Below are 24218 nucleotides of genomic sequence, written 5' to 3'. Positions count from 1 at the left end.
GTAGCGGCCCCTCACACCGGAGGGCCCCCGCCCGGCCGGTCTCCTCCACCGCCCGTTCCGGCGGCCGTCTCCACGACGCCCCGCACCACCCCCAGCTCCACCAGGTCCTGCGGGCGGATGCGGAGCTGGTCCGCGGTCCGCTCCACCTCGTGCGCCGGGCGCTTGAGGATGGCCGCGGCGAGCTCCGGGGCGATCACCGAAAAGTAACTGTCGGGCGTGGCCCAGGTGTTGCCCGGGGCGGCGGGCGCCAGGGCGCCCCCGGAGCCGCCCTCGCCGATCACCAGCGTGGTGACCGGGGTACGGGCCGCGGCCACCGCGCCGAACAGGTCGGCGATGGCCGCGCCCGCGCCCTGCCGTTCCGCCTCCGCGTCGTTGGCCGCGCCCGGGGTGTCCACCAGGGTCAGCACCGGGATGCCCAGCCGGTCCGCGAGCCGGATCAGCCGGGCGGCGGTGCGGAACCCGGCGGGACGTGTCGCCGCCCCCGTCTGCGCGGCGTAGGCGACCGTACGGCCCCCGTGCTCGCCGAAGCCGCAGAGCATGCCGTCGGGATCTGTCCCGCCGCAGCGGTCGCCGCCGATCGCCACGCGCTCGGTGAAATAGGCGTCCAGATAGGCCGCCGCGCGGGGCCGCTCGGGCGCCCGCGCCCGCCGGACGGCGTCCCAGCCGGTGGCCGGCAGGGCGGGCGTGCCGAGAGCCGCGGGCGGCGGGGCCGGCGCGGTGGAGCGGGACGTCAGCAGCCGCAGCCAGCGCCCCAGGGTGGCGCGCAGTTCGCCGGGCCGCACCACCGCGTCCGCCGCACCCACCGCCACCTGTGCCTCCGCCGTGTAGGCGGCCGGGTCCGCGTCGGCCGGCCGGACCCGGGAGCCGGCGAAGCCGACCTGCGCGCCGGGCAGCGCGAGCACGACGTCGGCCCCCGCACCGAGGGTGGCCCAGCCCCCGCCGGTCGTCGGATCCCGCAGGACCGCGATCTGCGGCAGTCCCGCCTGCCGGGTGAGCGCCGACGCGCGGGCCACCCGCTGGAGCTGGGTCAGGGCGAGCATGCCCTCCTGCATACGGCTGCCGCCGGTGGCGACCAGCGGCACGACCGGCAGGTGGTGCTCGCGCGCGTACGCGTACGCCGCCTCCAGCCGGTCGCCGGTGCGCCGGCCCAGGGAGCCGCCGAGGAAGCCGAACTCGAAGGCGATCAGCACGGCCCGGGTGCCCTCGACCTCGGCGGTGCCGCAGACCACGGACTCCCGCTCGCCGGTGCGGGCGGCGGCACGGGCCCGGGCGGCGTCGTAGCCGGGCCAGCCGAGCGGTCCGTCGGGCGCCGACTGCGGTGTGGGGGAGGGCAGTTCGGTGAAGGCGTCGGTGACCAGGGCGATGGTCTGGCGGGCGGACGGGCGGTCAGTCATGGCTCAGCGCCCGCTTCATGATCTTCCCCATGTCGTTGCGGGGCAGCGCGTCGAGGTGGTGCACGACCCGGGGCCGCTTGTGCGGGGCGAGCCGCCGGGCCACATGACCGGCCAGCTCCTCGAGCGTGGGCGGTGACTGCGGGTCCACCGGCACGATCCACGCCACGATCCGCTCGCCCAGGTCGGCGTCCGGCTCGCCGGTCACCGCGGCCTCGCGCACCGCCGGATGCTCCAGCAGCGCGTTCTCGATCTCCCCGGCGCCGATCTTGTACCCCCCGCTCTTGATCAGGTCGGTGGCCTTGCGGCCGACGATGCGGACGTACCCGTCCGGCTCGCACACCGCCATGTCGCCGGTGCGGAACCAGCCGTCGGCGGTGAACGCGGCGGCCGTGGCGTCGGGCCGGCCGAGGTACCCGGTGAACAGGTTCGGGCCGCGCACCTGGATCTCGCCCACGCTCTGCCCGTCGTACGCCGTCACCCGCGAGCCGTCCTCCTCCACCAGCCGCAGCTCCACGCCCGGCAGCGGCACGCCCACGGTGCCGGGGCGGGCCTCCCCGTCGGCGTGGACACTGGTGTTCATCAGCGTCTCCGTCATGCCGTACCGCTCGATCACCCGGCGCCCGGTCGCCGCCGCGATCCGCTCGTGGTCGTGCACGGGCAGCGCGGCGGAGCCCGACACCAGCAGCCGCGCTGAGGCCAGCGCCTTCACCAGCTCCGGCTCCCGCGGCAGCGCCTCGGCGATGCGGTGGTACATCGTCGGCACGCCGAACAGCATGGTCGCGCCGGCGTTCAGCTCCCGTGCCACGCCCTCGGTGGTGAACCGGCCGAGGTGGCGCACGGACCCGCCCCGGCGCAGCGGGCCGAGGACGCCCAGCACCAGGCCGTGCACGTGGAACAGGGGGAGGCCGTGCACCAGCACGTCGTCGTCGGTCCATTGCCAGGCGTCGGCCAGCGCGTCCAGGGTCGCGGCGATCGCCCGGCGGGGGATGACGGCGCCCTTCGGCGGGCCGGTGGTGCCCGAGGTGTAGACGATCAGGGCGGGGTCCTCGTCGCGGTCGTCGCGGCTGTCACCCCCTGCGGGCGGTGCTCCCGCGTCCCCGCCCGCCGGATCGACGTCGAGGCGGGGCAGGCCCCGCACCGGGGCCGGCAGGTCCTGGCCCGGAGCCGCCAGCACCAGGTCCGGGGCGCTGTCGGCCAGGATGTGCCCGAGTTCCCGCTCGCCCGACCTGGGGTTCAGCGGCACCACGGGCACCCCGGCGAGCAGGGCCCCGGTGACCGCGACCGTGGTGGAGAGGTCCGGCGTGGCCCAGACGGCGACCCGGCGGGCCTGCCGGACGGCCCCGGCCACCGTGCCGGCCGCCGCGGCGAGTTCCGCGTACGTCAGTGAGCGCTCGCCGAACCGGAGGGCGGGCCGGTCGGCGGCCGGTCCTGCGGTGAGGGCCGGGAAGAGTGAGGACACGCGGCGTACTCCTTGGCTGTCGGCGCCGGTCGGGCGGCTGTCGTTACCGGTGGGTATCTACCCAGCGCGGCCACGACCACGATCCCAAATTCGCTGTCCCGGCCGGCGGGGGATTGTTAGCCTGCCGGTCGATCAGCCGTTCGTATCCATGTCCCGCACGGTCCCGTACACGGATGGATGGAGCCCGAGGTGCCCCGTATCGCTCTCGTGACCTGCCGGCCCGGACCCGAGGTCGCCGAGGACCGTGACCTGCCGGGACTGGTGCGGGCGCTGGAGGAGGCCGGGGCCGAGGCGTCCGCCGTGGCGTGGGACGACGACGTCGACTGGGCCGCGTTCGACCTCGCGGTGATCCGGTCGACCTGGGACTACAGCCGGCGGGCCGAGGAGTTCACGGCCTGGGCGCAGCGGTGCGGCAGGCTGACACGGCTGGCCAACCCGGCGGAGGTGGTGCGCTGGAACACCGACAAGCGCTACCTGGGTGATCTCGCGGAGGCCGGGGTGCCCGTGGTGCGAACCCGGTACATCGCGCCCGGCGGCGACATCCGCCTGCCCGGTGACTACGAGTTCGTCGTCAAACCCGCCTTGGGCGCCGGCGCCCGGCTCGCCGCCCGCTACGTGCCCGGCGAGCACGACACCGCCGTCGCCCACGTGGCGCGGATGCATGCGGAGGGGCTCACCGCGATCGTGCAGCCCTACGTCGAGAACATCGACACCGCCGGGGAGCGGGCGCTGCAGTTCTTCGGCGGGAGCCTGCTGCACGCCAGCCGCAAAGGTGCGGTGCTGGAGCCCGGCACCCCCTACGACGCGGACCGGTTCCCCCATCCCGGGCTGACCCCCTGGACCCCCTCCCCGGCCGAACAGTCCCTCGCCGAGCGGGCGCTGGCCGCGGTGCCCGGGGCGCCCGAGCTGCTGTACGCGCGGGTCGACCTGGTGGACGGGGACGACGGACAGCCGGTGCTCATGGAACTGGAGCTGGTCGAGCCGAACCTCTTCCTGGCGCTGCACCCCGACTCGGTGCCGCGCGTGGCCGCGGAGATCCTCAGGGCCGCCCGGGTCGGCCGACCGCCGTCCGCTGAAGCAGCCCCCAGGTGAACTCCGCGACCACGTCCTGAAGTTCGCCCCGCGCGTCCGGCGCTCGGAAGGCCAGGCCCCAGCGGGTGGGTGCCGTGCCCTCCAGGGGGCGGGCCGGGGGGAACGCGCGGGCGGCCTCGTCGACGGTGCAGGACCAGGGGGCCAGGTCCTCCACGGTGCGCAGGACGGGGCCGGCGGCGCCCGGGGCACGCACCAGCCACTCGTTCCACACCGCGCCCTCCGGCCCGGTCAGGACCTCGAAGCGCAGGTCGGGCCAGAGCGGGAGCGGCCACTGCCACGCCTCGCAGTCGAGGTCCCCGATCCTGCGCGGTGCCCGGGACTCCGGCTCGCCCAGCACCGAGCGGTACCGGGAGAGGGCCGGGCGGCGGCGCGGGGAGCGGACCATCGCCTGCCAGCGCTTGTTGGCCTCGCGCAGGTCCGCCAGGGAGGCGCCCAGCACGCGGCGGGCGTCCACCGGGCCGGGGTTGTGGTCGGCCATGCGGCGCAGCAGGACGAGCTGGAAGTGGCGGACGGTGAAGGGGCTAGCGGGGCGCTTTCCGTAACGCCCTGGACGCCCGGGCGGCGCGGGAGGTTCGGGAGACACGGGACCCATCGTCGCCCACCGGAGCCCCTCCCGGGCGCCGGCCGTCCGGCAGGAACAGCACCGAGTTGACGTAACGCGGCCCCCGGAACGGCAGCACGCGGCGCAGCAGACCGTGCGCGACCACGTACGAGGCACCGGCCTGGTGGGCCTCCAGCGGGAAGCGGGACAGCGGGACCCAACTGCCGGCGGGGAGCACCCAGCCGTCGTAGCCGAGCAGCGCCAGGTAGGTCACCACCGGCGCGATCGGCTGGATCCGGGACTCCAGCTCCACGAAGAGCGCCGGCCGGTCCCGGGCCAGGATCCCGGTCGCCCCGCGCAGCACCGCCGACTCGTTGCCGTCCACGTCGATCTTGATGAAACCGACGTCCCGCAACCCCAGCTCGTCCAGCGTGACGCAGGTGACGTCCAGGGCCTGCCCGTGGATGTCCCGGCGGACCAGGGACGACACGCCCCGGTCGCCGCCGTCACCCGGCGGCAGCCACAGCCGGGCGATGCCGGGGCGGTCCGAGGCCGCGGCGCGGACCACCCGCACGTTCGGCGGGGAGGTGGCGGTGAGCAGCCGGGCCAGGTGGGGGACCGGCTCGACGGTCACCACCCGGCGGGCCCGGCCGGCCAGCCGCCGCGTCCACGGGCCGTACCAGCCGCCGACGTCCACGGCCGTACCGCAGTCCGCCGGGCACAGCTCGGCCAGCCGGGCCAGCTCGGGCTCGAACCGGGGGTAGACCGCGCGGGCCGCAGCGGCGACCAGGCGCGTGGGCAGGACGGAGGCCGCGCGGGCACCGAGGGTGGAGGAGGCGGGACCCGCGGAAGGCGTCACGGAGTCGCCCCGGGCGCCGTGGACCGTGCCGGGCCGTCGGGCTCCGGTGACATCACCGCCAGCAGCTCCTCGTGCTCGTCCTCCAGGACCTGCTCCCCGGAGGACGGCAGCAGTTGCGGGATGCCGTCCACGACGGGGTAGCGGCGGCGCAGGCGCGGGTTGTAGAGCGCCTCATCGCGGCCGGTGCCGGGGTCGGACGCGAGCAGGTGCAGCGGGCCCTTGTCGAGGGGGCAGGCCAGGATCCTCAGCAGCGGGTCGTCGGCTTTCACGGTGGGGTCAACTCCTTGGCGGGGGTGGGGCTTCGCGGGGCGGTGTCGTGTTTCGGCATGGCCAGCAGCACCGCGACCGCGAGCACCGTGCCCGCGACCCGCAGGGCCAGCCGCAGCGGTTCGTCGGGCAGTTCCTCGCCGAACGACAGGGTGCCGAGCACCGCCGTGAACAGACAGGTGACGGTGGTGCACACCGGCACGATCAGCGACGCCCGGCAGCGCTGGAGCGCTGCCTGCGACATCACCAGACCGAACGCGCCGGTGAACAGCAGCAGATAGGGGTACGGCGAGCGCAGCAGGTCCAGGGCCACGCCGCCGACGCCGCCGGTGGTCAGCTGGCTCGACACCCCCTTGATGGCCAGCGAACTGACGCCGTAGAGCAGGCCGACGGCCACGCCGTACTCCACTCCGGCGGTCGGCAGCCGGTGCCGGCGGCGGGCGCGGCGCTCGGCGGAGCCGTACAGCCACACCCCGGCCGCCAGTGACGGCACGCACACCAGCAGGATCAGCGGATACGGCGCCTCATGGCCCACGGTGTCGGCGCCCGCGCCGCCCTCGCGCAGCGACAGCACCACCATCAGCAGCGCGAGCAGGATCGCGCCGAGCGCGTACCGCTCCCGGCCGCTGGTCTCCTCGCCGAGCAGCCGGGCCGAGAGCAGTACGAGCAGCACCAGACCGGAGACGAAGATGCCCTGCGCGGCGGCGATGGGCAGCGTGCGGTACACCGCGAGCTGGGCGGCGAAACCGGCCGCGAGCGCCAGTGAGCCGGCGATCCACAGGGGGCTGCCGAGCACCAGCCGCAGCAGTCTGGCCGGCCGGCGGATCGTCACCGCGGGCAGGGCGCCGAGCGCCCGCTTCTCCAGGACGAACCCGCCGCTGTACAGGACGTTCGCCAGCAGGGCCGCGGCCACTCCCACCCACATGTGCCCCCCTTACGTCCTTCGCGCGTGCAGCAGCAGGATCGACGCGAGCGGGGGTCTGGCGCAGGCCAGCCGGTCCAGCGGGCGCAGCGGACGCGGCACGCCGTGGAAGGGAGCGCCCTCCAGACGCACCACGGTGAAACCGGACGCGGCGACGAACGCGCGCAGCGCCCGGGCCGTGTACAGCCGCAGGTGTCCCACCACCTCCGCGCCGGGCCGGCCGTGGATGCCGCGCAGGCTGACCTCCGAGAACACCGGCTGCACCCCGGCCGCCAGCAGCACCCGGTTGTACCAGGCGGCCAGGTTCGGCGTGGACAGCATCAGGTGCCCGCCGGGCCGCAGCACCCGGCGGATCTCGTCCAGCGCAGCGTCCGGGTCGACGAGGTGCTCGATCACCTCGCTGAACAACACCGCGTCGGCCGCGCCGGAGGCGAACGGCAGCCCACCGTCGGTGAGTTCGCCGCGCACGGCGTACGGGATCCGGGTGCGGGCCCGGGCCAGCGCGTCCTGGGACCAGTCGACGCCGACGATGCGGTGGCCGCGCAGGAGGGGTGCGGCGGTGGCGGCCGCGGTGCCGTCCCCGCAGCCGATGTCGAGGATCGTGCGCGGCCCCGCGTCGCCGGCCGGGCCGAGCGCCCGCGCCAGCATCCGTGCCTGGCGGCGGCTGCGCGGGGCACCGGAGGCCACGGGGACGGCCGGGTTCTCGTAGAAGTCGCGCAGATCGCGGGGCGGGGACGCGGTGCTCGTCACTCGGTCGCCTCCGTGGTGTGCAGATGGTGCTCGAACAGGTCGCGCAGCCGGGCGCCGTCACCGTGGCCGAGCAGCGCGCGGGACCAGCGCAGGGCCAGATGCAGCCGGCCCCGCGTGGAGGCGGCGGTGACGGTCAGTCCCCGGGGCATCCGGGCCGGCGCCGAGAACCACACGGCGTGCGCCCGCCCCGCGTCCTCGCCGAAGTCCAGCGGGTACGGGATCCGGCCGATGTTGCTCAGCAGCGTGGTCGACGTCCAGGGAGCCGCCGCCCTGCGCAGGGCCCGGGTGAGCGCGGCACGGCAGACGACCGGGGCCCAGGGCGAGGTCAGCAGGGCGGCGCCGTGGCCGAGCTGGGGGCGGGGCAGCGACTTCAGCGCGCGGGTGCGCAGCGCGGTGCGGCGCAGCAACTCGGGCATCGCCGCCGGATCCAGCTCCTCCCGAGCGAAGGGCACCTCGACCAGACGGGTGCCGTTGCCGATGGGCATCGTTGTGTCGCGGGGCCGGTCGTCGACCGGCATGGTGATGCGCAGCGGCCGGGGAGCGGCCCCGTGCTCCTGGTTCCAGTGGGCGATCGTGAGGGCCGTGGCGACCATGAGCTGGTCGTTCACGGTGTAGGGCGCGCCCTTGGGCCGGTGCGGCAGCGGCAGCTCGGTGACCAGCATGCCGTTGCCGGGGGACGCGTCGGGCGCACCGGCCGCCACCCGCGCCGGGGGCGTCCAGTGGGAGGGCATGTCCGGCGCCTCCCGCGGTGCCTCGGCGGGCCGTGCGGGAGGCGCGGCGGGCGCGTTGTCCCGCCCGCCGTACAGCTCGGCGGCGGTGGCCAGGACGCGGAGACAGGCGGGGCCGTCCAGGGCCGTGTGGTTGAGGGTGAGGACCAGCACGGTCCCCCCGTCCGGCGCGTCCTCGCCGGTCACCACCTCCATGCGGACCGGCGGGGACGCCGTGAGCGGGGGCGCCTGGGCCAGCGCCCGGGTGCGGGCGTCGCGCAGGGCTCCGGGGCGCGGGGGCGGGAAGGACACCACCTCCACGTCCGGCCCGTCGGTCGGCTGCCACTCGTAGCGGCGCCGGTACCAGGGGCCTGGGGCCTCCCGCACCAGGATGCGCGGGTGCCGGCGCAGCGCCTCCGTGAACGCCTTGCGCAGACGCGCCGGTTCCAGGGCTCCGGGCAGGTGCACCTCGATGTGGACCGTCTCCGGCTCCTCCCTCTGGAGGCAGTGCCGCGCCACCTCGTCCACCACCGGGAAGGGAATGCGCGCGGGTGCCGTCATACGGTGTCCCCCCGTCCCGTGCCGCCCGGCGTGCCGGGCAGGTGCCGGGGCGGTGCCTGAGTGCCCGGCGGTGGTGCGGGCGCGGTGGCGGGGGGCGGCACCGGGCCGCTCGCCGGCACCGGGGGCAGCACCGCCGTGGACCCCGGCTGCCGGCCGTCGTCCCCGTCCCGGTCCGTCCCGCGGCGCCGCCCGCCGCGCGGTTCGCCCAGGCTCACCAGTGCCGCGAACAGTCCAATGAGCGCCAGCAGTTGGGCCAGGCGCCCGAAGGCTCCCTCGCCCGCGCCGACCGGCTCCCCGGCCCCGGTCGCCGCCATCACGCCCGCGCCCGCGAGGGCGGCGAACGCCACCGGCGCCAGCAGCGCGGCCCTGCGCGACGCCAGCAGCGCCAGCGCCGGGACCAGCAGCGCCCACCAGCCCGCGATCACCACGGCGACCAGCGTCAGCGCCACCGCGCCGAGCCACACACCGGGCGCCGGCGGGGCGGGCTGCGGCGCGTCGGGGTTGGCGGCGTTCCGGCGCCACAGCGCCAGCCCGATCAGCACCACGATCCCGGCCGCGCTGCCGATCAGCCCGGCGTCGTACGTCGTGGCCGGCTCGTACGAGAGCGTCACCGTGCCTCCCGCGCCCGCCGGGACGAGCCAGCCCTGCTGCCAGCCGTCCAGCCGCAGCGCGGTCAGCTCCTTGCCGTCGAGGGTGGCCTTCCAGCCCTCGTTGTGGTTCTCGTACGTGGTGAGGTAGGAGGCCGCGCCGGAGCCGACGGTGACCTCGCGCCGGTCGCCCAGCCAGTCCCGGATCCGCAGCTCACGCCCGGTCGTGGCGGCCTCCGGGACGCTTCCGCGGGTCAGGGTGACGCCGGTCAGCGCCAGTGGGCCCGCGTCCCCGCCCTCGATCCGGTGCGTCCCCGCGGACAGCTCCAGCTGCCGGGCGGCGCGGCCCTCCTGACAGAGGGTCACCTCCACCGGCCGCCGCTCCCTGAGGTCCCGCACCGTCCCCCTGACACCCGTCCCGTACAGCTCACCGTCCACGGCGACCACCGGCCCCTTGCCGCACGGCAGCGAGAACTCCCGGGCGCCGGACGGCTGCGGGGTGCGGTACTGGTCGAGGGCCGGGACGTACGCCTCGGTCAGACCCACCGGCAGCTGGAGGTCCGCGTCGACGACCGGGTTGTGCAGGGTGAGCGGGGCGGTTCCGGTGATGGTGATGTCGAGCCGGTCGGTGGTGATCGGCGGGAAGCGGACGATGCCGTTCTCGTCGACGCCCGCGACCGTCGCGCCGTCCGGGGAGGCGATGTGCACCTCGGCGGCCCGGGCGGACAGCCCGCCCGCGGGGGCCAGCACCACTTCGCCGACCGGCTGCTTGCCGTTCCAGCTCAGCCGGATTGTCGGCCGGGCGCCCGCGATCCACGCCGTGGTCAGGTCGCCGTCGGTGAGATTGCGCGCGGACAGGCCGGCGCCGAGACGGGCGGTGGAGTCGGCGGTCGCGACGATCCGGTTCTGCTGCCCGGGTGCCACCTCGTACAGCAGCCGGTCCAGTTCCGCGCCCGGTACCGGCACCGCGCTCGCCGTGACCTCGTACGTCCCCGCCGTGCCGGTGGTGAACCGGCGGTGCAGCCCGGCCTCGGTGCCCGTGGGGGACAGCCCGGTCGGGTCGGCGGCCCGGTGCAGCGAGACGACCTGCGCGGCGGCCGTCGACTTCGCGGCGTCGGTGGGCAGCCGCAGCAGCCGTGTGACCTGGACGTCGGGCAGGTCGATCTCGGAGAAGCCCGCCCCGGTCAGGCCGGAGCGCTCGGCCGTGGCGTCCACGACGGTCAGCTTCATCCAGCCCGTCGAGCCCGCGGGGGCCTTGATGCGCTGCTTGGTCCCGTTGGCCTGGAGGTAGCTGGTGGCGGAGCCGTTCTCCGTCTCCACCCGCACCCGTGTGGCCGCCGCCCGCACGCCCTCCTGCGGCAGCGGGGTGATGCCGATGGAGTCCGGCATGTCGTAGGTGCCGGAGAAGCCGATGCGCAGCCACTGCCCCTCCGGGGAGGTGGCCGAGCCCTCTGCCCATGCGGTGTCCGGGTTGCCGTCGAAGGCGTTGACGGGGTCGAACTGCGGCAGGTGGAAGAGCCAGTTGCCGTAGGAGGAGGCGGTCACCGAGCGGGCGCCGCGCAGCTCGGCCACCGTCTGGTGCCCCGTGCCCTCCACCGGGAGGATCTGGTGCGGCTGCTCGCCCGGATCCTGCGACGCGTCCGGAGCATTGCGCTCGTCCCGCGTGTACGTGTACGACGTGTTGGCGTTGACCAGGCCGAACCGCGTGTCCGCGCGCCGCATCCCGTCGCCGGTCACCTGGACCGCCGGGGTGCCCAGCCCGGGGTGACGGTCGCCGGTCAGCACGGCCGGCCTGCCACGCAGCTCGCTCGCCAGCGGCAGCAGCGCCTCCGGCCCGCCGGAGACCACGGCGGTGTCGGCGATCGGCGCCAGCCCGGCCTGCCCCGGCCGCGGCACGTCCGCACCGGCCGGACGGTAGATCTCCACCGCCCGCTGCCGCGGATACAGGCCCTCGACCTGGAGCGGGGTACCCTGTGCGATCCGGCCGCCGGTCGTCACCGGACCGAGCCCGGTGACCCGCTCGTACCCGGACTGCTCCAGGGTGCGCTTGACCCGGGTGGTCGGTACCTGGCCGATCTGGTCGGGGTCGAGGTCGTTGCGGACGACGACGTAGTGGACGCCCGCCCGGCTCAGGTAGTCGGCCAGTCCCGGTACTTCGGACCCGGTCAGCAGGGCCTGCTCCACCGCGTCCATGGCGCGCCGGTTGCCGGGGGTGCCGAAGGGCACGTAGTCGCGCTGCGCCCAGCGGGATTCGGCGAGCACGTCCAGCGGCTGGTCGATGGTCGAGCCCCAGGTGTGGATGCCGTGGGCGGTGGCCGGTACGACCAGGGCGCGGGAGTCGGGGGAGTACTTCTCCAGCCAGTCGGCCGTGGCCTGCCAGTACGTCGGGATCTCGCGGAACGAACCGGGACTCAGGATCGAGCCGTTGAGGTACGGCCACAGCAGACCGGGCAGGACGAGCACCGCGGCGGCCAGCGGGGCGAGAGCGCGCCCGCGCGCCCGGCGGCCCCCGTCCGCCCGGCGGCCACCGCGCGCCAGTGCCGCCCGGCCCACCAGATGGGCGAGGCCCAGCACCAGCGCCAGCGCCAGCCCCGTCTGGAACTTGTAGATGTTGCGGAACGGCGACAGCCAGCCGTCCAGCCAGTCCTGCACCACCCCGTGGAACGGGGCACCGAACGCGCCGCCGTACCCGGCCAGCAGTACGAGCGCCGTCACCAGCACCGTCAGCACCAGCCAGCGCCGCTCCGGCATGTCCCGCCGCGCCAGGCCGGCGAGGCCCAGCCCCGCCGCGAGCGCCGAGCAGACGATCACCACCACGGAGGAGGCCACCGCCCAGCCGGCGGGCAGCCACGCCTCACCGAAGTGCAGGTACGCCACCCAGTTGCCGGCGCCGCGCAGGGCCTCGGTCGCCGCCATCGTGTCGGTGGTGGTCCGCGACGTCTCGATGTAGGGCAGGAAGTTCTCCCCGTGGACGCCGAGCAGCAGCAGCGGGATCCACCACCAGGCGGTCGCCACCAGCACGGCCGGCGCCCACCAGGCGATCAGCTTGCGCTGCCGCGGACCGGGCGGGCGGGAGAGCAGGTACAGGCCCACCGGCAGCAGCGACGCCAGCGTGGAGGCCGCGTTGACCCCGCCCATGAACGGCACGAGAAGGGCCGAGCGCAGCGCGGCGACCCGGGCCGTGTACCGCTCGTCGGCCAGCGGCAGCAGCACCCACGGCAGGAACGCGCCCGGCAGCGCGGCGGCCGAGGTGGAACCGACGACGGTGGTGAACACCGGCCACAGCGCGTACGCCGCCGCCGCGAGCAGCCGGGAGGCACCGCTGCCCACGCCCAGCCGTTCCGCGAGGCGCAGCGCGCCCCAGAAGGCGACCGACACGATCAGCGACATCCACAGCCGCTCCGCCAGCCACACCGGGACGTGCACGAGATCGCACAGCCAGTGGAACGGCAGCATCGGCCACAGGTAGCCGGCGTACTGGTCGTGGATCCCGCCGAAGGAGCCGCGGTCGTGCCACAACTGGCCCAGGTCGGCGAGGAACCGGCCGGGGTCGACGGTGACGCCGAGCTTCGTGTCGAAGGTCTGCCGACCCGGCCGCACCGCCAGGAACAGTACGAACGCCACCGCCCAGAAGCCCAGCAGCCAGCGCCGCGACCGCGGACCCTCGGGAGGGCCCGCGGCGGTCGCGGTGAGGGGGACGGCTGCCGGAGGAGGCGCCTGGACCGTGGTTGTCATACGGGACACCGCCGGAGGATGAGGAGGAGATTCCAGGTGGCGAACTCACGCAGACCGGGCACCTTGACCACGGTCTCCGTGAGGAACGGCCAGTAGCGGGAGCGCGCCGAGACGATCCGCACGTCGTCGCGGGCGCGCACCTGCCGCAGGGTGCTGCCGATGTGCACGGGGAACAGGTTCTCGCCGAGGGTGTGCTTGGCGGGCCTGCCGGTGCGGCGCCGGTAGCGGGCGCGGGCCCGCTCGGCGCCGAGGTAGTGCCAGGGCGCCCACTCGTGACCGCCCCAGGGGGAGAGCCAGTTGGTGAACGACACGTAGATCAGCCCGCCGGGCCGGGTCACCCGCACCAGCTCGCTGAGGAAGGTCTGGGGATCGGCCACGTGCTCCAGCACGTTGGAGGAGAACGTGACGTCCGCGGCCCCGTCGGTCAGCGGCAGCAGGTAGCCGTCGGCGATCACCGTGCCCTCGGGTGGCTTCTCGGCCAGTTCCCGCGCGTCCGGCTCGAACAGGTAGGCGTGGGCGCCGCGGGCACGGAACTCCTCGGTGAAGTGGCCGCTGCCGCCGCCCACGTCCACCACGACCCGTCCGGCCACCGGCCCGTCGTACGCCTCGACCTGGTCGGCGGCGTCCCGGGCGAGCAGCGCGTAGCAGGCGTCCGGGTCCTCCTGCTCCCGCAGGAAGGCGCGGAAGAGGGCCAGGGAGCGGCGTATCGAAGGATCGCCCGGCGGTCGCGGCGTCATGGCTGCCGGCTCCGCACCGCCTCGGCCGCCACCGCGCGGAACTGGCGCACCGTGCGGTGCCAGCGGTAGCGGGCCGCGCGGTCCCGGGCCGCCTTGCCCATCAGTTCCCTGCGGTGCGCGGACAGCGCGAGCGTGCACCAGGCCGCGGCGAAAGAGGACTCACCGTGGGCCAGTACACCGGTCTCGCCGTCCACCACCGAGTCCCGCAGGCCGGGGACGTCGAAGGCGATGGCCGGGGTCTCCCGCGCGGCGGCCTCGGTGACCACCAGGCCCCACCCCTCCACCGCGGAGGGGTGCAGCAGCAGCCAGGCCGCGCACAGCAGGCGGTGTTTCTCCGCCTCGGAGACGTGCCCGGTGAACTCCACACCGGGTCCCGCCATCCGCTCCAGCCGCTCGCGCTCCGGACCGTCGCCGACGATCACCAGTCGGCCGCCGGTGACCGGCCGCACCCGCTCCCACAGCCGCAGCAGCAGATCGATCCGTTTGTACTCGACGAGCCGGCCCACGGCCACGAACAGCGGGTCCGGGGAGCGGTCGGCGCGCGGACCGGGCTCCTCGACACCGTTGTGGACGACCCGGATCCGCTCGCGCTCCACCCCGATCCCGCGCAGCGCCTGCGCGGTCGACGGGGAGACGGCCACCAGCAGGCCGCGCTGCTGCGGTCCGGTCAGCGCCCAGTGCTCGAGTCTTCGCCCGATCCGCGCGGCCGGAGCCAGCGGACCGCCGAAGCGCATCCGCCACAGATCGGTGTGCACGTGGTTGACCAGGCACAGGGTGGGCCCGTGATGCCACAGCGGTGCCAGGTAGGGCACGCCGTTGCACACCTCGACCAGCAGGTCGCAGTCGCCGACCTGGCGGGCGAAGGCGGAACGGGCGCGCAGGTAGTGGCCGTAGGTGCCGCCCGCCGACACCACCCGGTAGTCCCGGAAGGCCGCGGGCCCTCCGCACAGCAGGGTGACCTGGTGGCCGAGCTGGGTCAGGCCGGCCGCCAGGCGGTCGACCAGCAGCTCGGAGCCGCCGGCGGAGGGGTTGTCGAGGTCGCGGTGGGCGAGGAAGACGATCCGGCGCGGATGTGGGGGCAGCGCCGGAGGGTGCTGCGCCGCGCTGGGGCGCGCGGACTGCAGCGAGGACGGTACGTGCTGGGGCATCGGTGCTCCAACTCGTCTCGGGGTGCGGAACTCAGCGTGGGGAACCGCGGGACGCGATAGGGAGGAGGGAGGGTCGGACCGGCGGGGTGGTCGACGGGGCCCTGAGTTCTGGGCGTGGGGTGTTAAGGGAATGTTGCTGGGGTGGGGATTGGACAGTTTTCGCCCAGCCGTTCGTCACGGCTACTCACGGATGTGACAATTTAGGGTTGGATTGAAGCTGACGACTGGTCATTTCATGAGGGTCGGTCGGGGTGTATCCGGCGTATCCGACATATCGGGCGTCACGGATTCCTTCCGTCCGCGCGCCACCAGAACGCCGCCGGCCACGGCGAGCACCAGCCCCGCCGCACCCGCCCCGACCGGCAGGACCTCGCCCAGCAGGCGCAGCTGACCGCTGTCGCGCTCGGCCTGGCGCACGGCCGCCCGCTGCGTCTCCGTGGTGAAGGCGATCTTCTCGGCGTCCAGCAGCACCGCCGCGTCCCGCTCCCCGCCCGGCGCCCGCAGCGTGCGCTTCGGGCCGGTCTGGGCGTAGATCACCCGGCCGGTGCGCTGGTCCACGACCAGCTCGATGCCGTGGTTGGCGTACCACTCCTCGGCCAGCACCTGCGGCCGGTCCGGCGCGTCGACCAGACGGCCCGGCACCAGCCGTGTGCCGGCCTTGGTGGGCGGCACCGATCCGGTGAACCGGTAGCCCGTGTACCCCTGCACCTTCGCGGTGCCCCGGTAGCGCAGCACGACCGTGTCACCGAGCGTGTTGTCCCACCACTGGTAGGAGCGTTTCTGCACGTCGAAGGGGAATTTCAGATACGCCTCGCCCTCGATGTGCGGGGTCTCCTCGCAGCAGTGCACCGGCTTGGTGGTCCTCCGGTCCAGCACCCAGCGGTGCGGCTTGAAGTCCAGCGCGTCGTGCGGATCGGCGGCCGGCAGCGTCCGGTCCGTGTCGACCGTGGTCGTGACGTCCCACACGGCGTTCCCGCTGCGCTCGCTGTCGGCGACGTCGCCGCGCACCCGCTGGGTCACGGTGATCCGCTGATCGGGCACGGTCTCGATCCGGTCGGTGTCGAAGACGCTGCCCCGGCCGGTGTAGACCGCGGTGGTGTCGATGTCGATCGGGTTCACCGCCGCGCGTGGCTGCACGTACCACGCCAACAGCGGTGCCAGCACCAGCAAGAACGTGCCGAAACCCAGTAGGACCAGGGAAAAGGGAGAGGCTGTACGGCGCATCCGGGCACTCCAGGGGCTCGGGACGGCGCGACGCGGTCCGGTCGGCACCGTGGGGGAATGTGCGCTGCGGGAAGGGGGTGCCGGGCTGATCCGGACGGCACCCGTATGGGCCGGGAACCGTAGGCGCCCCTTGACGGACTGTCAATGTCATGTCGACACTGTGGGGCACTACCGGCAGGGGTGGGACGGGGCCCGGGGGTGGGGACGACCTCCGGACAGAGAGGCTGACCCTGCGATGTCCAGACTGCTCGCCGCCGCGTTGACCGTCGTGCTCGGCGCCGCCCTCGCCGTGGGCGCCGCGCTCGGCGTGGTCGCGCTGCTCGAAGCCACGCCCGAACAGCCCGACACCCCCTTGATCACCTACGAGCAGGCCGGTCAGGGGAGTTGAGCCCGTGACGGCCTCCCGAACCGTCGTCAGCGCCCGCTCGGCCTGGCACGACGTACCGCGCTACCAGGTGCGCCGGTTCGCCGAGATCGCCATGGCGGAGGCACCCGCGCTCGCCGAACAGATCATGAGCGAGATCCAGCGCGAGTACCCCCACCTGCCGGTCGTCCTCGACGACTCCGGCGAGCCCATGGCCCTCGTCGGCATCCGCCGCGCCATCGAGGTCTTCGTGCAGCACCTGGAGCACTCCGAGGGCAGGCCGACGGTGCCGCCCGGCGTCTTCCAGGAGTTCGGCCGCGGCGAGGGCCTGAACGGACGGTCGCTGGACTCGCTCCAGGCGACCTACCGCATGGGCGTGCGCCTGGCCTGGCGCTGCTTCGCCGACATCGGCCAGCGCGTCGACATCCCGCCGCCCGCGATGTACGAGCTGGTCGACGCCGGATACGAGTACCTCGACGGCCTCGTCGACCAGTCCGTGCGCGGCTACGCGGAGGCCGCCGCCCGTCAGGCCGGGGAGCGGCTGCGGCTGCAACGCCGGCTGATGGAACTGCTGCTCGCCGAGCACCACCGCGGCGATCCGTCCGACGCGTTCGCCGAACGGGCCGCCCGGATCGGCTGGCCGCTGCCCGAGCGGGTCGCGGTGGGCGTGCTGCTGCGCCCGGCCCGGGAGGCGGTGGCGCCCGCGGTGGGGCAGGAGGTGCTGCTGGACATGGAGTACGAGCAGCCCCGCATGGTCGTGCCCGAGCCGGACGCGGCCGGCCGCCCGGAGCTGCTGCACCGCGCGCTGACCGGCTGGGCGGGGGCGATCGGGCCACCCGTTCCGCTGGCCGACGCGGCGAAGTCGCTGCGCTGGGCGGAGGCGGCGGTACGGCTGATGGAACGGGGGCTGCTGCCGGCCGGTGAGGTGCTGTACTGCACCGAGCACACCGAGGCGCTGGTCCTGCTGCAGCCCGAGGAACTGATCGACGACCTCGCGCACCGGTGCCTGGCCCCGCTCGCCCACTGCGGCCCCACCCACGGACGCCGCCTCGCGGAAACCCTGCTGGCCTGGCTGGAGACCCGCGGCGGCGCCCCGGAGGTGGCGGCCCGCCTCGGCGTCCACCCGCAGACCGTCCGTTACCGCCTGCGCCAGATCCGGGAACTGTGGGGCGACGAGATCGACGACCCCGACCGCCGCTTCGAACTGGAGCTGGTGCTGCGGGCCCAGCGGTTGCGCGGCGCACTCGGCGACGTACGCCGGTGAGAAGGCCGCGGCCGCGGACCACCCCAGGCGCGGCGCGCCCCGGGCGGGGCTGGGCGGCGACCCTCGAGACGCGTCCGCGGACGGGGGGACTGCTCGCCCGGCCGCCGGTGGTGCCGGGCGCGAGCACGGCGGCGGTGGCCGCACCTCGTGCGCAACGGGCACGGAGCGGCTTGGATCCGTGCTCGACTCCACGGCTCGGAACCGAACCCCCCGGGGAAGCGCACGTATCGGAAGCGAACCCCCGGGGAAGCGCACGTATCGGAACCGAACCCCCTGGGAACCGCACGCATCGGAACCGAACCCCCTGGGAACCGCACGCATCGGAACCGAATCCCCGGGGAAGCGCACGCATCGGAACCGAATCCCCCGGGGAAGCACACACAGATGACCGGAGAACCGCGCCCTGTCCTCGCGATCCCCGCGGGTGCGGGGGCGGGCCCAGGCACACCGGACCTCGGGCGCACCCATTGCCCGGGCGAACGCGCTGTGCCTAGCCTATGTTCGTCATGTCGATCGTCTGTTGAAATCTCGAACGCGAGGATGGAGGCAGACGCCTGAAACACATAGGGAGGGGGCCGGTCGTGGGACGCCTCGTACCAGCCGTGACCCGGGCTCTCGACATTCTCGAGCTCTTCCTGGACGGGGACGGGACACTCTCCGCCCCCGACATCGTCCGCCGGCTCCAGCTGCCGCGCACCACCGTCCACGAGCTGGTGACCACCCTCGCGGCGCGGAAGTACATCGTCCCGTTGGCCGGCCAGCCCGGACGTTACCGGCTGGGTGTGCGCCCGTACCAGCTCGGCGCCCGCTACGCCGAGCACCTCGACCTCGCCGCCGAGGGCCAGCAGGTCGCCCGCTCCGTCGCCGAGACCTGCGACGAGACCGTGCACGTGGCGATCCTGGAGGACACCGACGTCATCTACATCGCCAAGGTCGACTCCACGCACGCGGTCCGCATGGTGTCCGCGGCGGGGCGCCGACTGCCCGCCCACTGCACCTCCGTCGGCAAGATGCTGCTCGCCTCCCTTCCCGAGCCGGAGCTCGCCGCGCGCATCCCCGACGACGCCGACCTCGTCGCGATGACCCCCAACAGCATCACCGACCCGGCCGCGCTGCGCGAGGCCCTCGCCGAGATCCGTGCCCGCGGCATCGCGGTGGAGAGCCGCGAGTCCAACCCGGACGTCAGCTGTGTGGCCGCCCCCGTGCGCGACCGCACCGGACACGTGGTGGCGGCGCTGTCCATCTCCGTGCCGATGATCCGCTGGAGCGAGGAGCGCCTGGCCGAGCTGGAGGAACTCGCCGTCAAGGGCGCCGCCGAGCTCTCCGAGCGCCTCGGCCACCGGAGCGGGGCGTGACGGCGGCGTACGAGGTCGCGGTGCGGGCGGAGGCGGCCCTCGGCGAGGGACCGACCTGGGACCCTCAGGCCGGCCGGCTGCTGTGGATCGACATCCTCGGCTGCCGGATCCACACCTACGACCCGGGGACCGGGCGACGCACCCTGCGCCGCACGGAGCAGCACGTGGGCGCCGCCAAGCCCCGCGCCGGCGGCGGCCTCGTGCTCAACCTGCGCGACGGAATCCGCCTGCTCGACCCCGACGGCACCTTCCGCTGGCTGCACCGGGACCCGGTCCCGGGCCGCCGTGCCAACGACGCTGCCGTCGCACCCGACGGCAGCCTGTGGGCCGGCACCATGCGCTACGACGAGGCCCCCGGCGGCGGCACCCTCTCCCGCGTCACCGGCGACGGCACCGTCGAGGTCGCCCTCGACGACGTGGCGGTGAGCAACGGCACCGGCTGGAGCCCCGACGGCCGCCTGATGTACTACGCCGACACCCCGACCCGCCGCGTCGACGTCCTCGACCACGACCCGGACTCCGGCCGGGTCACCGGCCGCCGGACCTTCGCCGTCGTCGAGGACGACGCGGGCTTCCCCGACGGCCTCACCGTCGACGCCGACGGCTGTGTGTGGGTCGCCCTGTGGGAGGGCGGCGCCCTGCGCCGCTACACCCCTGCCGGGAACCTGGACCGGGTGGTCCCGCTCCCCGTCCCCCGGGTCACGGCCTGTGCCTTCGGCGGCGGCGACCTGACCGACCTGTACGTCACCACCGCCCGCACCGGCCCGAGCGCACCCCACCCGCTGGCCGGTTCGCTGCTGGTGATCCCCGGCGCGGGCCGGGGCGTCGCCCAGCCGGCCTTCGCCGGCTGAGGCCCGGCCGGGGGCTCACCCGCCCGTGCGGTCCAGCCCGCGCAGGATCTCCCGCTCGCCCCGGGTCAGCGGCGGCTCGGTCGAGGGCGGCAGCGGCGAGCCGGTCAGGGCGGCCAGGACCGCGCCGGGGCGCAGCACCCGGGTCGGCGGGGTGCGCATGCTGGTGACGTCCCAGATCGCGGCGGCCGCCGGATAGGAGCCCGTGGCCGCCTTCATCATGCGCCGCGTGCAGGCGGTGACCAGGCGGTCGGCGACCCCCGGCCGCCCGCCGCGCACCCCGGGGTAGAGCAGGTCCAGGGTGACCGCCATGGACCACGCCGCGTCGACCGACCGCGCCGCCCCGCGCAGCACCCGCCGGGCGAGACCGGGCGCGGTGGGCCCGCCGCGCTCCAGCTCCGCCGCCAGCACCCGCGCCCCGAACGCCGCCACCGACATGCCCTGCCCGTACGCCGGGTTGAACGCGGCCAGCGCGTCCCCGAGCACGACGAGGCCCTCCGGCCAGTGCGGCGCCTTCTCCGGATACCGCCGCACGTTGCTGGTCGACCGGCTGACGTGCACCCCGGTCAGCGGCTCCGCCCCGGAGATGAGCCGCCCCACCACGGGGTCCGGCAGCTCCAGCGCGTACCGCAGGAACCCCTCCGGGTCCGACGGTGGCTCACCGCCGCGCGAGCCGCCGAGGCTCACCATCCACCGGCCGTCCTCGATCGGCATGACCATCCCGCTCCGCCCCGGCCGGGACACGTACGGATTGGCCTGCACGACCGTCAGCGGAAACCTTTCCGCACCCTCGGGCACCCGGTAGATCCGCGTCGCGTTGACCAGCCCGGCGTCCACGGTCCGCTGCCGCACACCGGACACCCCGAGCGCGTCCAGCCACGCGACGAACCGCGAGCCCCGCCCGCTCGCGTCGACCACGAGGTCGGCGGCGAGCTCCGCCTCGCCGCCGGGCACCGCCACCCGGACACCGCGCACCCGGTCGGCGGACCCCGTCAGGCCCACCGCCGCCGCCCTGCGGATCTCCACCGTGGTGTGCCCCAGCACCGCCGAGCGCACCTCCCAGTCCAGCAGCGCACGGCTGCACGTGAGCATCACCGGTCCCTCGTGCCGCCACCGCCGGAACCAGCCGTCCGGCGTGCGGACCAGCATGCCCCGGCCCAGGGACACCTCGTGCGCCCCGGCGGCCAGCAGCCGCTTGCGCAGGCTCCCGCCCGGCACCAGCTCCTCCATGGCGGCCGCGCCCCCGGCCATCACCAGGTGCGCGTGCCGCGCCTGGGGCAGACCCCGGCGGTGCTCCGGCCCCTCGGGCAGGTCGTCGCGGTCCAGCACGACCACGTCGTCCACCCCCGCCCCGGACAGGGCGGCCGCGGCCAGCATGCCGGCCAGCCCGGCGCCGATGACGACAGCTCTACGCGACATGGGGCTCCTCGGATTCGGTCACGGCCACGGACGGTGGGGGCGCGGCGGGCGGGCGGCCCAGCGCACGGGCCAGGTCCACCAGTCCGCTCGTACCGGACACCTCCGTGGCGTGCAGCCGGTAGGTGGCGGTGGTCTGCGGTGGTTCCTCACGGGCGGCGGCCCGGCGCGCGGCGTCCGCCAGCATGGCCGCCTCCGCCGCCAGCCGGGCCTCGTGCGGGGAGCGGCCCGCGCGCAGGGCGGCGTCCCGGGCCCGCTCCCGGACCCGGTGGTCGAAGTACGGCGCCAGCGCCAGCAGGGCGTCGTGGATGGACACCTCGCGCCACTGGAGCCGGGCCAGCGGCAACTGCCACCAGGACGCGGGCGGTCTGGGGGCCGTCGACGCCGACCGCACCAGCGACCACAGCGGGGCCAGCCGCCGGTAGTCGCCCAGTCCACGGCAGTGCGCGACCGCCGACGGCAGCAGCCGCGGCAGCACGAACCCCGCCGAGAACAGCAGCGCGCCCAGCGCCGCCATGGGCGGGGCGACACTCGTGGACAGCGCGTCCAGGTCGTGCCCGGACCAACGCGCCACCAGCGCGGTGTACTTGGCGAGCTGGAACCCGAACACGTCCAGCAGCGCGCCGAGCAGGATCAGCCGCAGCCCGGTGCGCAGCAGACCGGTGACCTCACGGGCCCACCTGACGCAGACCGCGCACACCACCAGCATCGCCGCGCTGTGCCCGAGCAGGTACAGCAGGATCATCTCCCGCATGAACGGCGTGTTGGCGTAGTACGTGTCGAGGTCGGTGAGCCGCTCGGTGTCCGCGTCGGCCAGCGCGAACAGCACGACGATGGCCACGACCAGCACCGCGTAGGCGCCGATGGTGCGCCACACCCTGCGCCGCACCCGCTCGCGGGGCCCGCCCCGCCAGTTGATCAGCAGCACCAGCACCGCGCAGCTGTACGCCGAGAGCACGCCGTACGTCAGCGGCGCGCCGAAGTTGGGGATGCCGGTGAGGGAGTTGACGGCGGCCAGGGTGGGCGGCGCGGCGCACACGAAGACCAGCGCGCCCAGGAGGGCCGCCACGCACGTGGACAGGGTCAGCGGGCCCGGCCCGGCCGCAGGGTGGGGGCGGCGCAGCAACAGGACGCAGGACATCCCGAACACCAGCGCCGCGGCGTACACGACGAGACTCACGCCCGGCACCTCCCTTCCCCGGGCAGCAGGCGCGTGCGGTCGGTCGGATCGCCTCTCATGCGGAGCCCGGCGTGGTCGTGGTGCCGGCCACGGCGGGCGCCGGCACGGGGGCGGTGCGGGACAGCGCGTCGGCGATGCGCGCGAGGCCGGCCGGTCCGGGCACCCGGTCCAGGAGCCGGACCGCGCCGGCGGCCGGCGGGGCGTGCCGCCGCGGATCCGCCTCCTCGCGCACCGCGGCGGTGATCACGGCGGCCCAGGCGGCGGCCTCGGCCCGCGCCGGATCGCCCGTCGCCGCGAGCCCGGCCTCCCGGGTGCGCTCGTAGAGGGCGGGGTCGAAGTAGGCGTCCAGGTAACTCAGCGCGTTGTGGATGCTGGTCTGGCGCCACACCAGCCGGGTGGCGGGGGAGGCGAACCGGGGCCGGGGCAGCCGCAGGGCCCGGCGGGTGAGCAGGTCGTCCAGCGCCCGCTCCAGCGGACCGAGCCGGGCGTAGGTGCGCCTCGCCTCCCGCCACTGGGCCGCCCGGGGCGCGAGCAGCGGGACCAGCACCCCGACGACCGTGAGCAGCGCCCCGAGCCCCGCGGCGGCCGGCGAGACCGTGGTGCCGAGCGCCGACCAGTCCCGTCCGCACCAGCGGGCGACGACCGCGACCAGCTTGGCCACGCTGTACCCGGCGTTGCACAGCGAGCCGACGCCGAGGATCGTCAGCCCCGCCCGCAGCCCGCCGTGCACCTGCCGCGCCCAGCGCAGCGACGACACCGTGGTGACCGTGACCGCCGTGAGGTGCGCGACCAGGTACAGCATGATCATCTCGGCGATGAACGGGGTCGTGGCGTAATAGGTGTCCAGATCGGTGCGCCGTTCCTCCGGGGCGTCACCGAGGGCGAAGGTCACCGCGATGCCGAGGACGACGCAGGCGTAGGCGAGGATCCAGCGGCGGGCGGTGCGGTGCACCCGGGGCCCGCCCCGCCAGTGGACGACGAGGACCTGGGAGGCGGCGCAGTAGGCGGTGATGGCGGCGTAGGTCAGCGGGGCCGCGAGGTTGGGCACCCCGCCGATCCGGTTGATGGTGCCGACGGTCGGTGGCGCGCCCAGGAAGAAGCACAGCCCGGCCAGTCCGAGCACCGCGCAGATGGCCCGCAGGTAGGGGTCGCCGCGGTGCCGCAGCAGGTCCGGGGCCTTGATCACCAGGCCGAGCCAGAGGACCCCGCAGCTGACGTAGTTGATCAGGCCGCTCATCTCTGCGTCCCGCGGTAGTTGAGTGCGGCCCCGATGCGTCCGGCGAGGTCCGTCGGGTCCTGCGGGTCACCGCCCCGTGCCGCGAACACCGAGTCGGTGGTCGCCTCCAGCCAGGTGCGCAGCCGACGGCCCATCAGCATGCCGAAGCGGTCGGCCTCCTGCTCCTCGGCCAGGCTGAAGTCGGTGCGCGCGGCCACGGGTTGCCCGGCCGCGGCGGCGAGCGGGTCGGCCGGCCGGCGGTTCATGTGCCACACCTCGTGGCAGAGGATGACGATCTGGTGCCACACGGCGGCCCGCTCGTCCACCACCACGTCGTCGTGGCTCTCGCGCTCCAGCCACAGCCCGCTCGCGGTGTGCGGCGGGAACGCCGCCCGGTGGACGACGACTTCCCGCCCGCGCCAGGCGCTGACGGACGCGACCAGCGCGTCGAACAGCACCTCGGGGTCGGCCGGGACGGGCACCCGGATGGGGTCGATGAGGGCGTCAGCGAGACGACGCATCTCCTTCCTGGTCCGCACCGTTGTCTCCCTGCTCCCCCGGGTGTCGCTCGGTCACCTGTGCAATATGCCAA

At 75.0% G+C, this 24218-nt stretch carries 21 protein-coding genes; 5 read left to right on the top strand and 16 right to left on the bottom strand.

The window, feature by feature from the left end; genetic code table 11:
* Window positions 1–11: 11 nt before the first annotated feature.
* Together ACFYOV_RS02775 and ACFYOV_RS02770 are read right to left on the bottom strand one after the other, a co-directional pair.
* A complete protein-coding gene (locus ACFYOV_RS02775; protein WP_389081929.1) occupies window positions 12–1394 on the bottom strand; it encodes a carboxyl transferase domain-containing protein in 1383 nt (460 codons plus the stop codon).
* Window positions 1387–2853: an acyl-CoA synthetase gene (locus tag ACFYOV_RS02770; RefSeq protein WP_389081926.1), complete on the bottom strand. Its 1467-nt coding sequence runs from the start codon at window positions 2851–2853 to the stop codon at window positions 1387–1389. Before ACFYOV_RS02770 ends, ACFYOV_RS02775 begins: the two co-directional genes overlap by 8 nt.
* Before the next feature lie 189 nt (window positions 2854–3042).
* On the opposite strand from ACFYOV_RS02770, the gene ACFYOV_RS02765 reads away from it, so the two are divergent.
* Window positions 3043–3945, top strand: coding sequence for a RimK family alpha-L-glutamate ligase (locus ACFYOV_RS02765; protein ID WP_389081924.1), 903 nt, complete (start codon window positions 3043–3045; stop codon window positions 3943–3945).
* Here ACFYOV_RS02765 and ACFYOV_RS02760 read toward each other — a convergent pair.
* The 10 genes from ACFYOV_RS02760 to ACFYOV_RS02715 form a co-directional block, all read right to left on the bottom strand.
* A complete protein-coding gene (locus ACFYOV_RS02760; protein WP_389081921.1) occupies window positions 3893–4537 on the bottom strand; it encodes a hypothetical protein in 645 nt (214 codons plus the stop codon). The genes ACFYOV_RS02765 and ACFYOV_RS02760 overlap by 53 nt on opposite strands.
* Complete coding sequence (locus tag ACFYOV_RS02755) at window positions 4467–5345, bottom strand: FkbM family methyltransferase (protein ID WP_389081919.1); 879 nt, start codon at window positions 5343–5345, stop codon at window positions 4467–4469. The genes ACFYOV_RS02760 and ACFYOV_RS02755 overlap by 71 nt, the downstream gene beginning before the upstream one ends.
* A complete protein-coding gene (locus tag ACFYOV_RS02750; RefSeq protein ID WP_389081916.1) occupies window positions 5342–5614 on the bottom strand; it encodes a Trm112 family protein in 273 nt (90 codons plus the stop codon). The genes ACFYOV_RS02755 and ACFYOV_RS02750 overlap by 4 nt, the downstream gene beginning before the upstream one ends.
* Window positions 5611–6525 carry a hypothetical protein gene (locus ACFYOV_RS02745; protein ID WP_389082440.1) on the bottom strand — a complete coding sequence of 305 codons (915 nt, stop codon included), beginning with the start codon at window positions 6523–6525 and terminating at the stop codon, window positions 5611–5613. The genes ACFYOV_RS02750 and ACFYOV_RS02745 overlap by 4 nt, the downstream gene beginning before the upstream one ends.
* A gap of 21 nt (window positions 6526–6546) precedes the next feature.
* Window positions 6547–7284 (bottom strand): class I SAM-dependent methyltransferase, encoded by a 738-nt coding sequence (locus ACFYOV_RS02740; protein WP_389081914.1) that lies wholly within the window; start codon window positions 7282–7284, stop codon window positions 6547–6549.
* The gene (locus tag ACFYOV_RS02735; protein WP_389081912.1) at window positions 7281–8552 is read right to left on the bottom strand and encodes a condensation protein; all 1272 of its coding nucleotides are present in this window, start codon (window positions 8550–8552) and stop codon (window positions 7281–7283) included. The genes ACFYOV_RS02740 and ACFYOV_RS02735 overlap by 4 nt, the downstream gene beginning before the upstream one ends.
* The gene (locus ACFYOV_RS02730) at window positions 8549–12874 is read right to left on the bottom strand and encodes an alpha-(1->3)-arabinofuranosyltransferase family protein (RefSeq protein WP_389081909.1); all 4326 of its coding nucleotides are present in this window, start codon (window positions 12872–12874) and stop codon (window positions 8549–8551) included. The genes ACFYOV_RS02735 and ACFYOV_RS02730 overlap by 4 nt, the downstream gene beginning before the upstream one ends.
* On the bottom strand, window positions 12871–13611 hold the full coding sequence (locus ACFYOV_RS02725) for a class I SAM-dependent methyltransferase (protein ID WP_389081907.1): 741 nt from the start codon (window positions 13609–13611) through the stop codon (window positions 12871–12873). Before ACFYOV_RS02725 ends, ACFYOV_RS02730 begins: the two co-directional genes overlap by 4 nt.
* Window positions 13608–14759 (bottom strand): glycosyltransferase family 4 protein, encoded by a 1152-nt coding sequence (locus tag ACFYOV_RS02720; protein WP_389081904.1) that lies wholly within the window; start codon window positions 14757–14759, stop codon window positions 13608–13610. Before ACFYOV_RS02720 ends, ACFYOV_RS02725 begins: the two co-directional genes overlap by 4 nt.
* A gap of 228 nt (window positions 14760–14987) precedes the next feature.
* Window positions 14988–15983: a DUF3068 domain-containing protein gene (locus ACFYOV_RS02715; protein ID WP_389081902.1), complete on the bottom strand. Its 996-nt coding sequence runs from the start codon at window positions 15981–15983 to the stop codon at window positions 14988–14990.
* A 235-nt stretch (window positions 15984–16218) separates the two neighbouring features.
* On the opposite strand from ACFYOV_RS02715, the gene ACFYOV_RS02710 reads away from it, so the two are divergent.
* The 4 genes from ACFYOV_RS02710 (at window position 16219) to ACFYOV_RS02695 (ending at window position 19817) form a co-directional block, all read left to right on the top strand.
* Window positions 16219–16371, top strand: a complete 153-nt coding sequence (locus ACFYOV_RS02710; protein WP_389081899.1) for a hypothetical protein — start codon at window positions 16219–16221, stop codon at window positions 16369–16371.
* 4 nt (window positions 16372–16375) lie between these two features.
* On the top strand, window positions 16376–17611 hold the full coding sequence (locus ACFYOV_RS02705; RefSeq protein ID WP_389081897.1) for a PucR family transcriptional regulator: 1236 nt from the start codon (window positions 16376–16378) through the stop codon (window positions 17609–17611).
* Between the two features lie 581 nt (window positions 17612–18192).
* Window positions 18193–18966 carry an IclR family transcriptional regulator gene (locus tag ACFYOV_RS02700; protein WP_389081895.1) on the top strand — a complete coding sequence of 258 codons (774 nt, stop codon included), beginning with the start codon at window positions 18193–18195 and terminating at the stop codon, window positions 18964–18966.
* Window positions 18963–19817, top strand: a complete 855-nt coding sequence (locus ACFYOV_RS02695; protein ID WP_389081892.1) for an SMP-30/gluconolactonase/LRE family protein — start codon at window positions 18963–18965, stop codon at window positions 19815–19817. The genes ACFYOV_RS02700 and ACFYOV_RS02695 overlap by 4 nt, the downstream gene beginning before the upstream one ends.
* Before the next feature lie 15 nt (window positions 19818–19832).
* On the opposite strand, the gene ACFYOV_RS02690 is transcribed toward ACFYOV_RS02695, so the two are convergent.
* The 4 genes from ACFYOV_RS02690 to ACFYOV_RS02675 are packed head-to-tail and all read right to left on the bottom strand — an operon-like array spanning window position 19833 to window position 24147.
* Window positions 19833–21233 carry an FAD-binding protein gene (locus ACFYOV_RS02690; RefSeq protein ID WP_389081890.1) on the bottom strand — a complete coding sequence of 467 codons (1401 nt, stop codon included), beginning with the start codon at window positions 21231–21233 and terminating at the stop codon, window positions 19833–19835.
* Window positions 21223–22410 (bottom strand): MAB_1171c family putative transporter, encoded by a 1188-nt coding sequence (locus ACFYOV_RS02685; RefSeq protein ID WP_389081888.1) that lies wholly within the window; start codon window positions 22408–22410, stop codon window positions 21223–21225. Before ACFYOV_RS02685 ends, ACFYOV_RS02690 begins: the two co-directional genes overlap by 11 nt.
* A 55-nt stretch (window positions 22411–22465) precedes the next feature.
* On the bottom strand, window positions 22466–23647 hold the full coding sequence (locus ACFYOV_RS02680) for an MAB_1171c family putative transporter (protein ID WP_389081885.1): 1182 nt from the start codon (window positions 23645–23647) through the stop codon (window positions 22466–22468).
* Entirely contained in the window at window positions 23644–24147 is a 504-nt protein-coding gene (locus ACFYOV_RS02675; protein ID WP_389081883.1) for a toxin, read from the bottom strand. The genes ACFYOV_RS02680 and ACFYOV_RS02675 overlap by 4 nt, the downstream gene beginning before the upstream one ends.
* Between the last annotated feature and the right edge of the window lie 71 nt (window positions 24148–24218).

It is taken from the genome of Streptomyces sp. NPDC005931 (genome assembly GCF_042871235.1).
Classification (GTDB): Bacteria; Actinomycetota; Actinomycetes; order Streptomycetales; family Streptomycetaceae; genus Streptomyces.
Note: the sequence above shows the minus strand (reverse complement) of the source record. Positions and strands in the feature narration are given on the sequence as shown.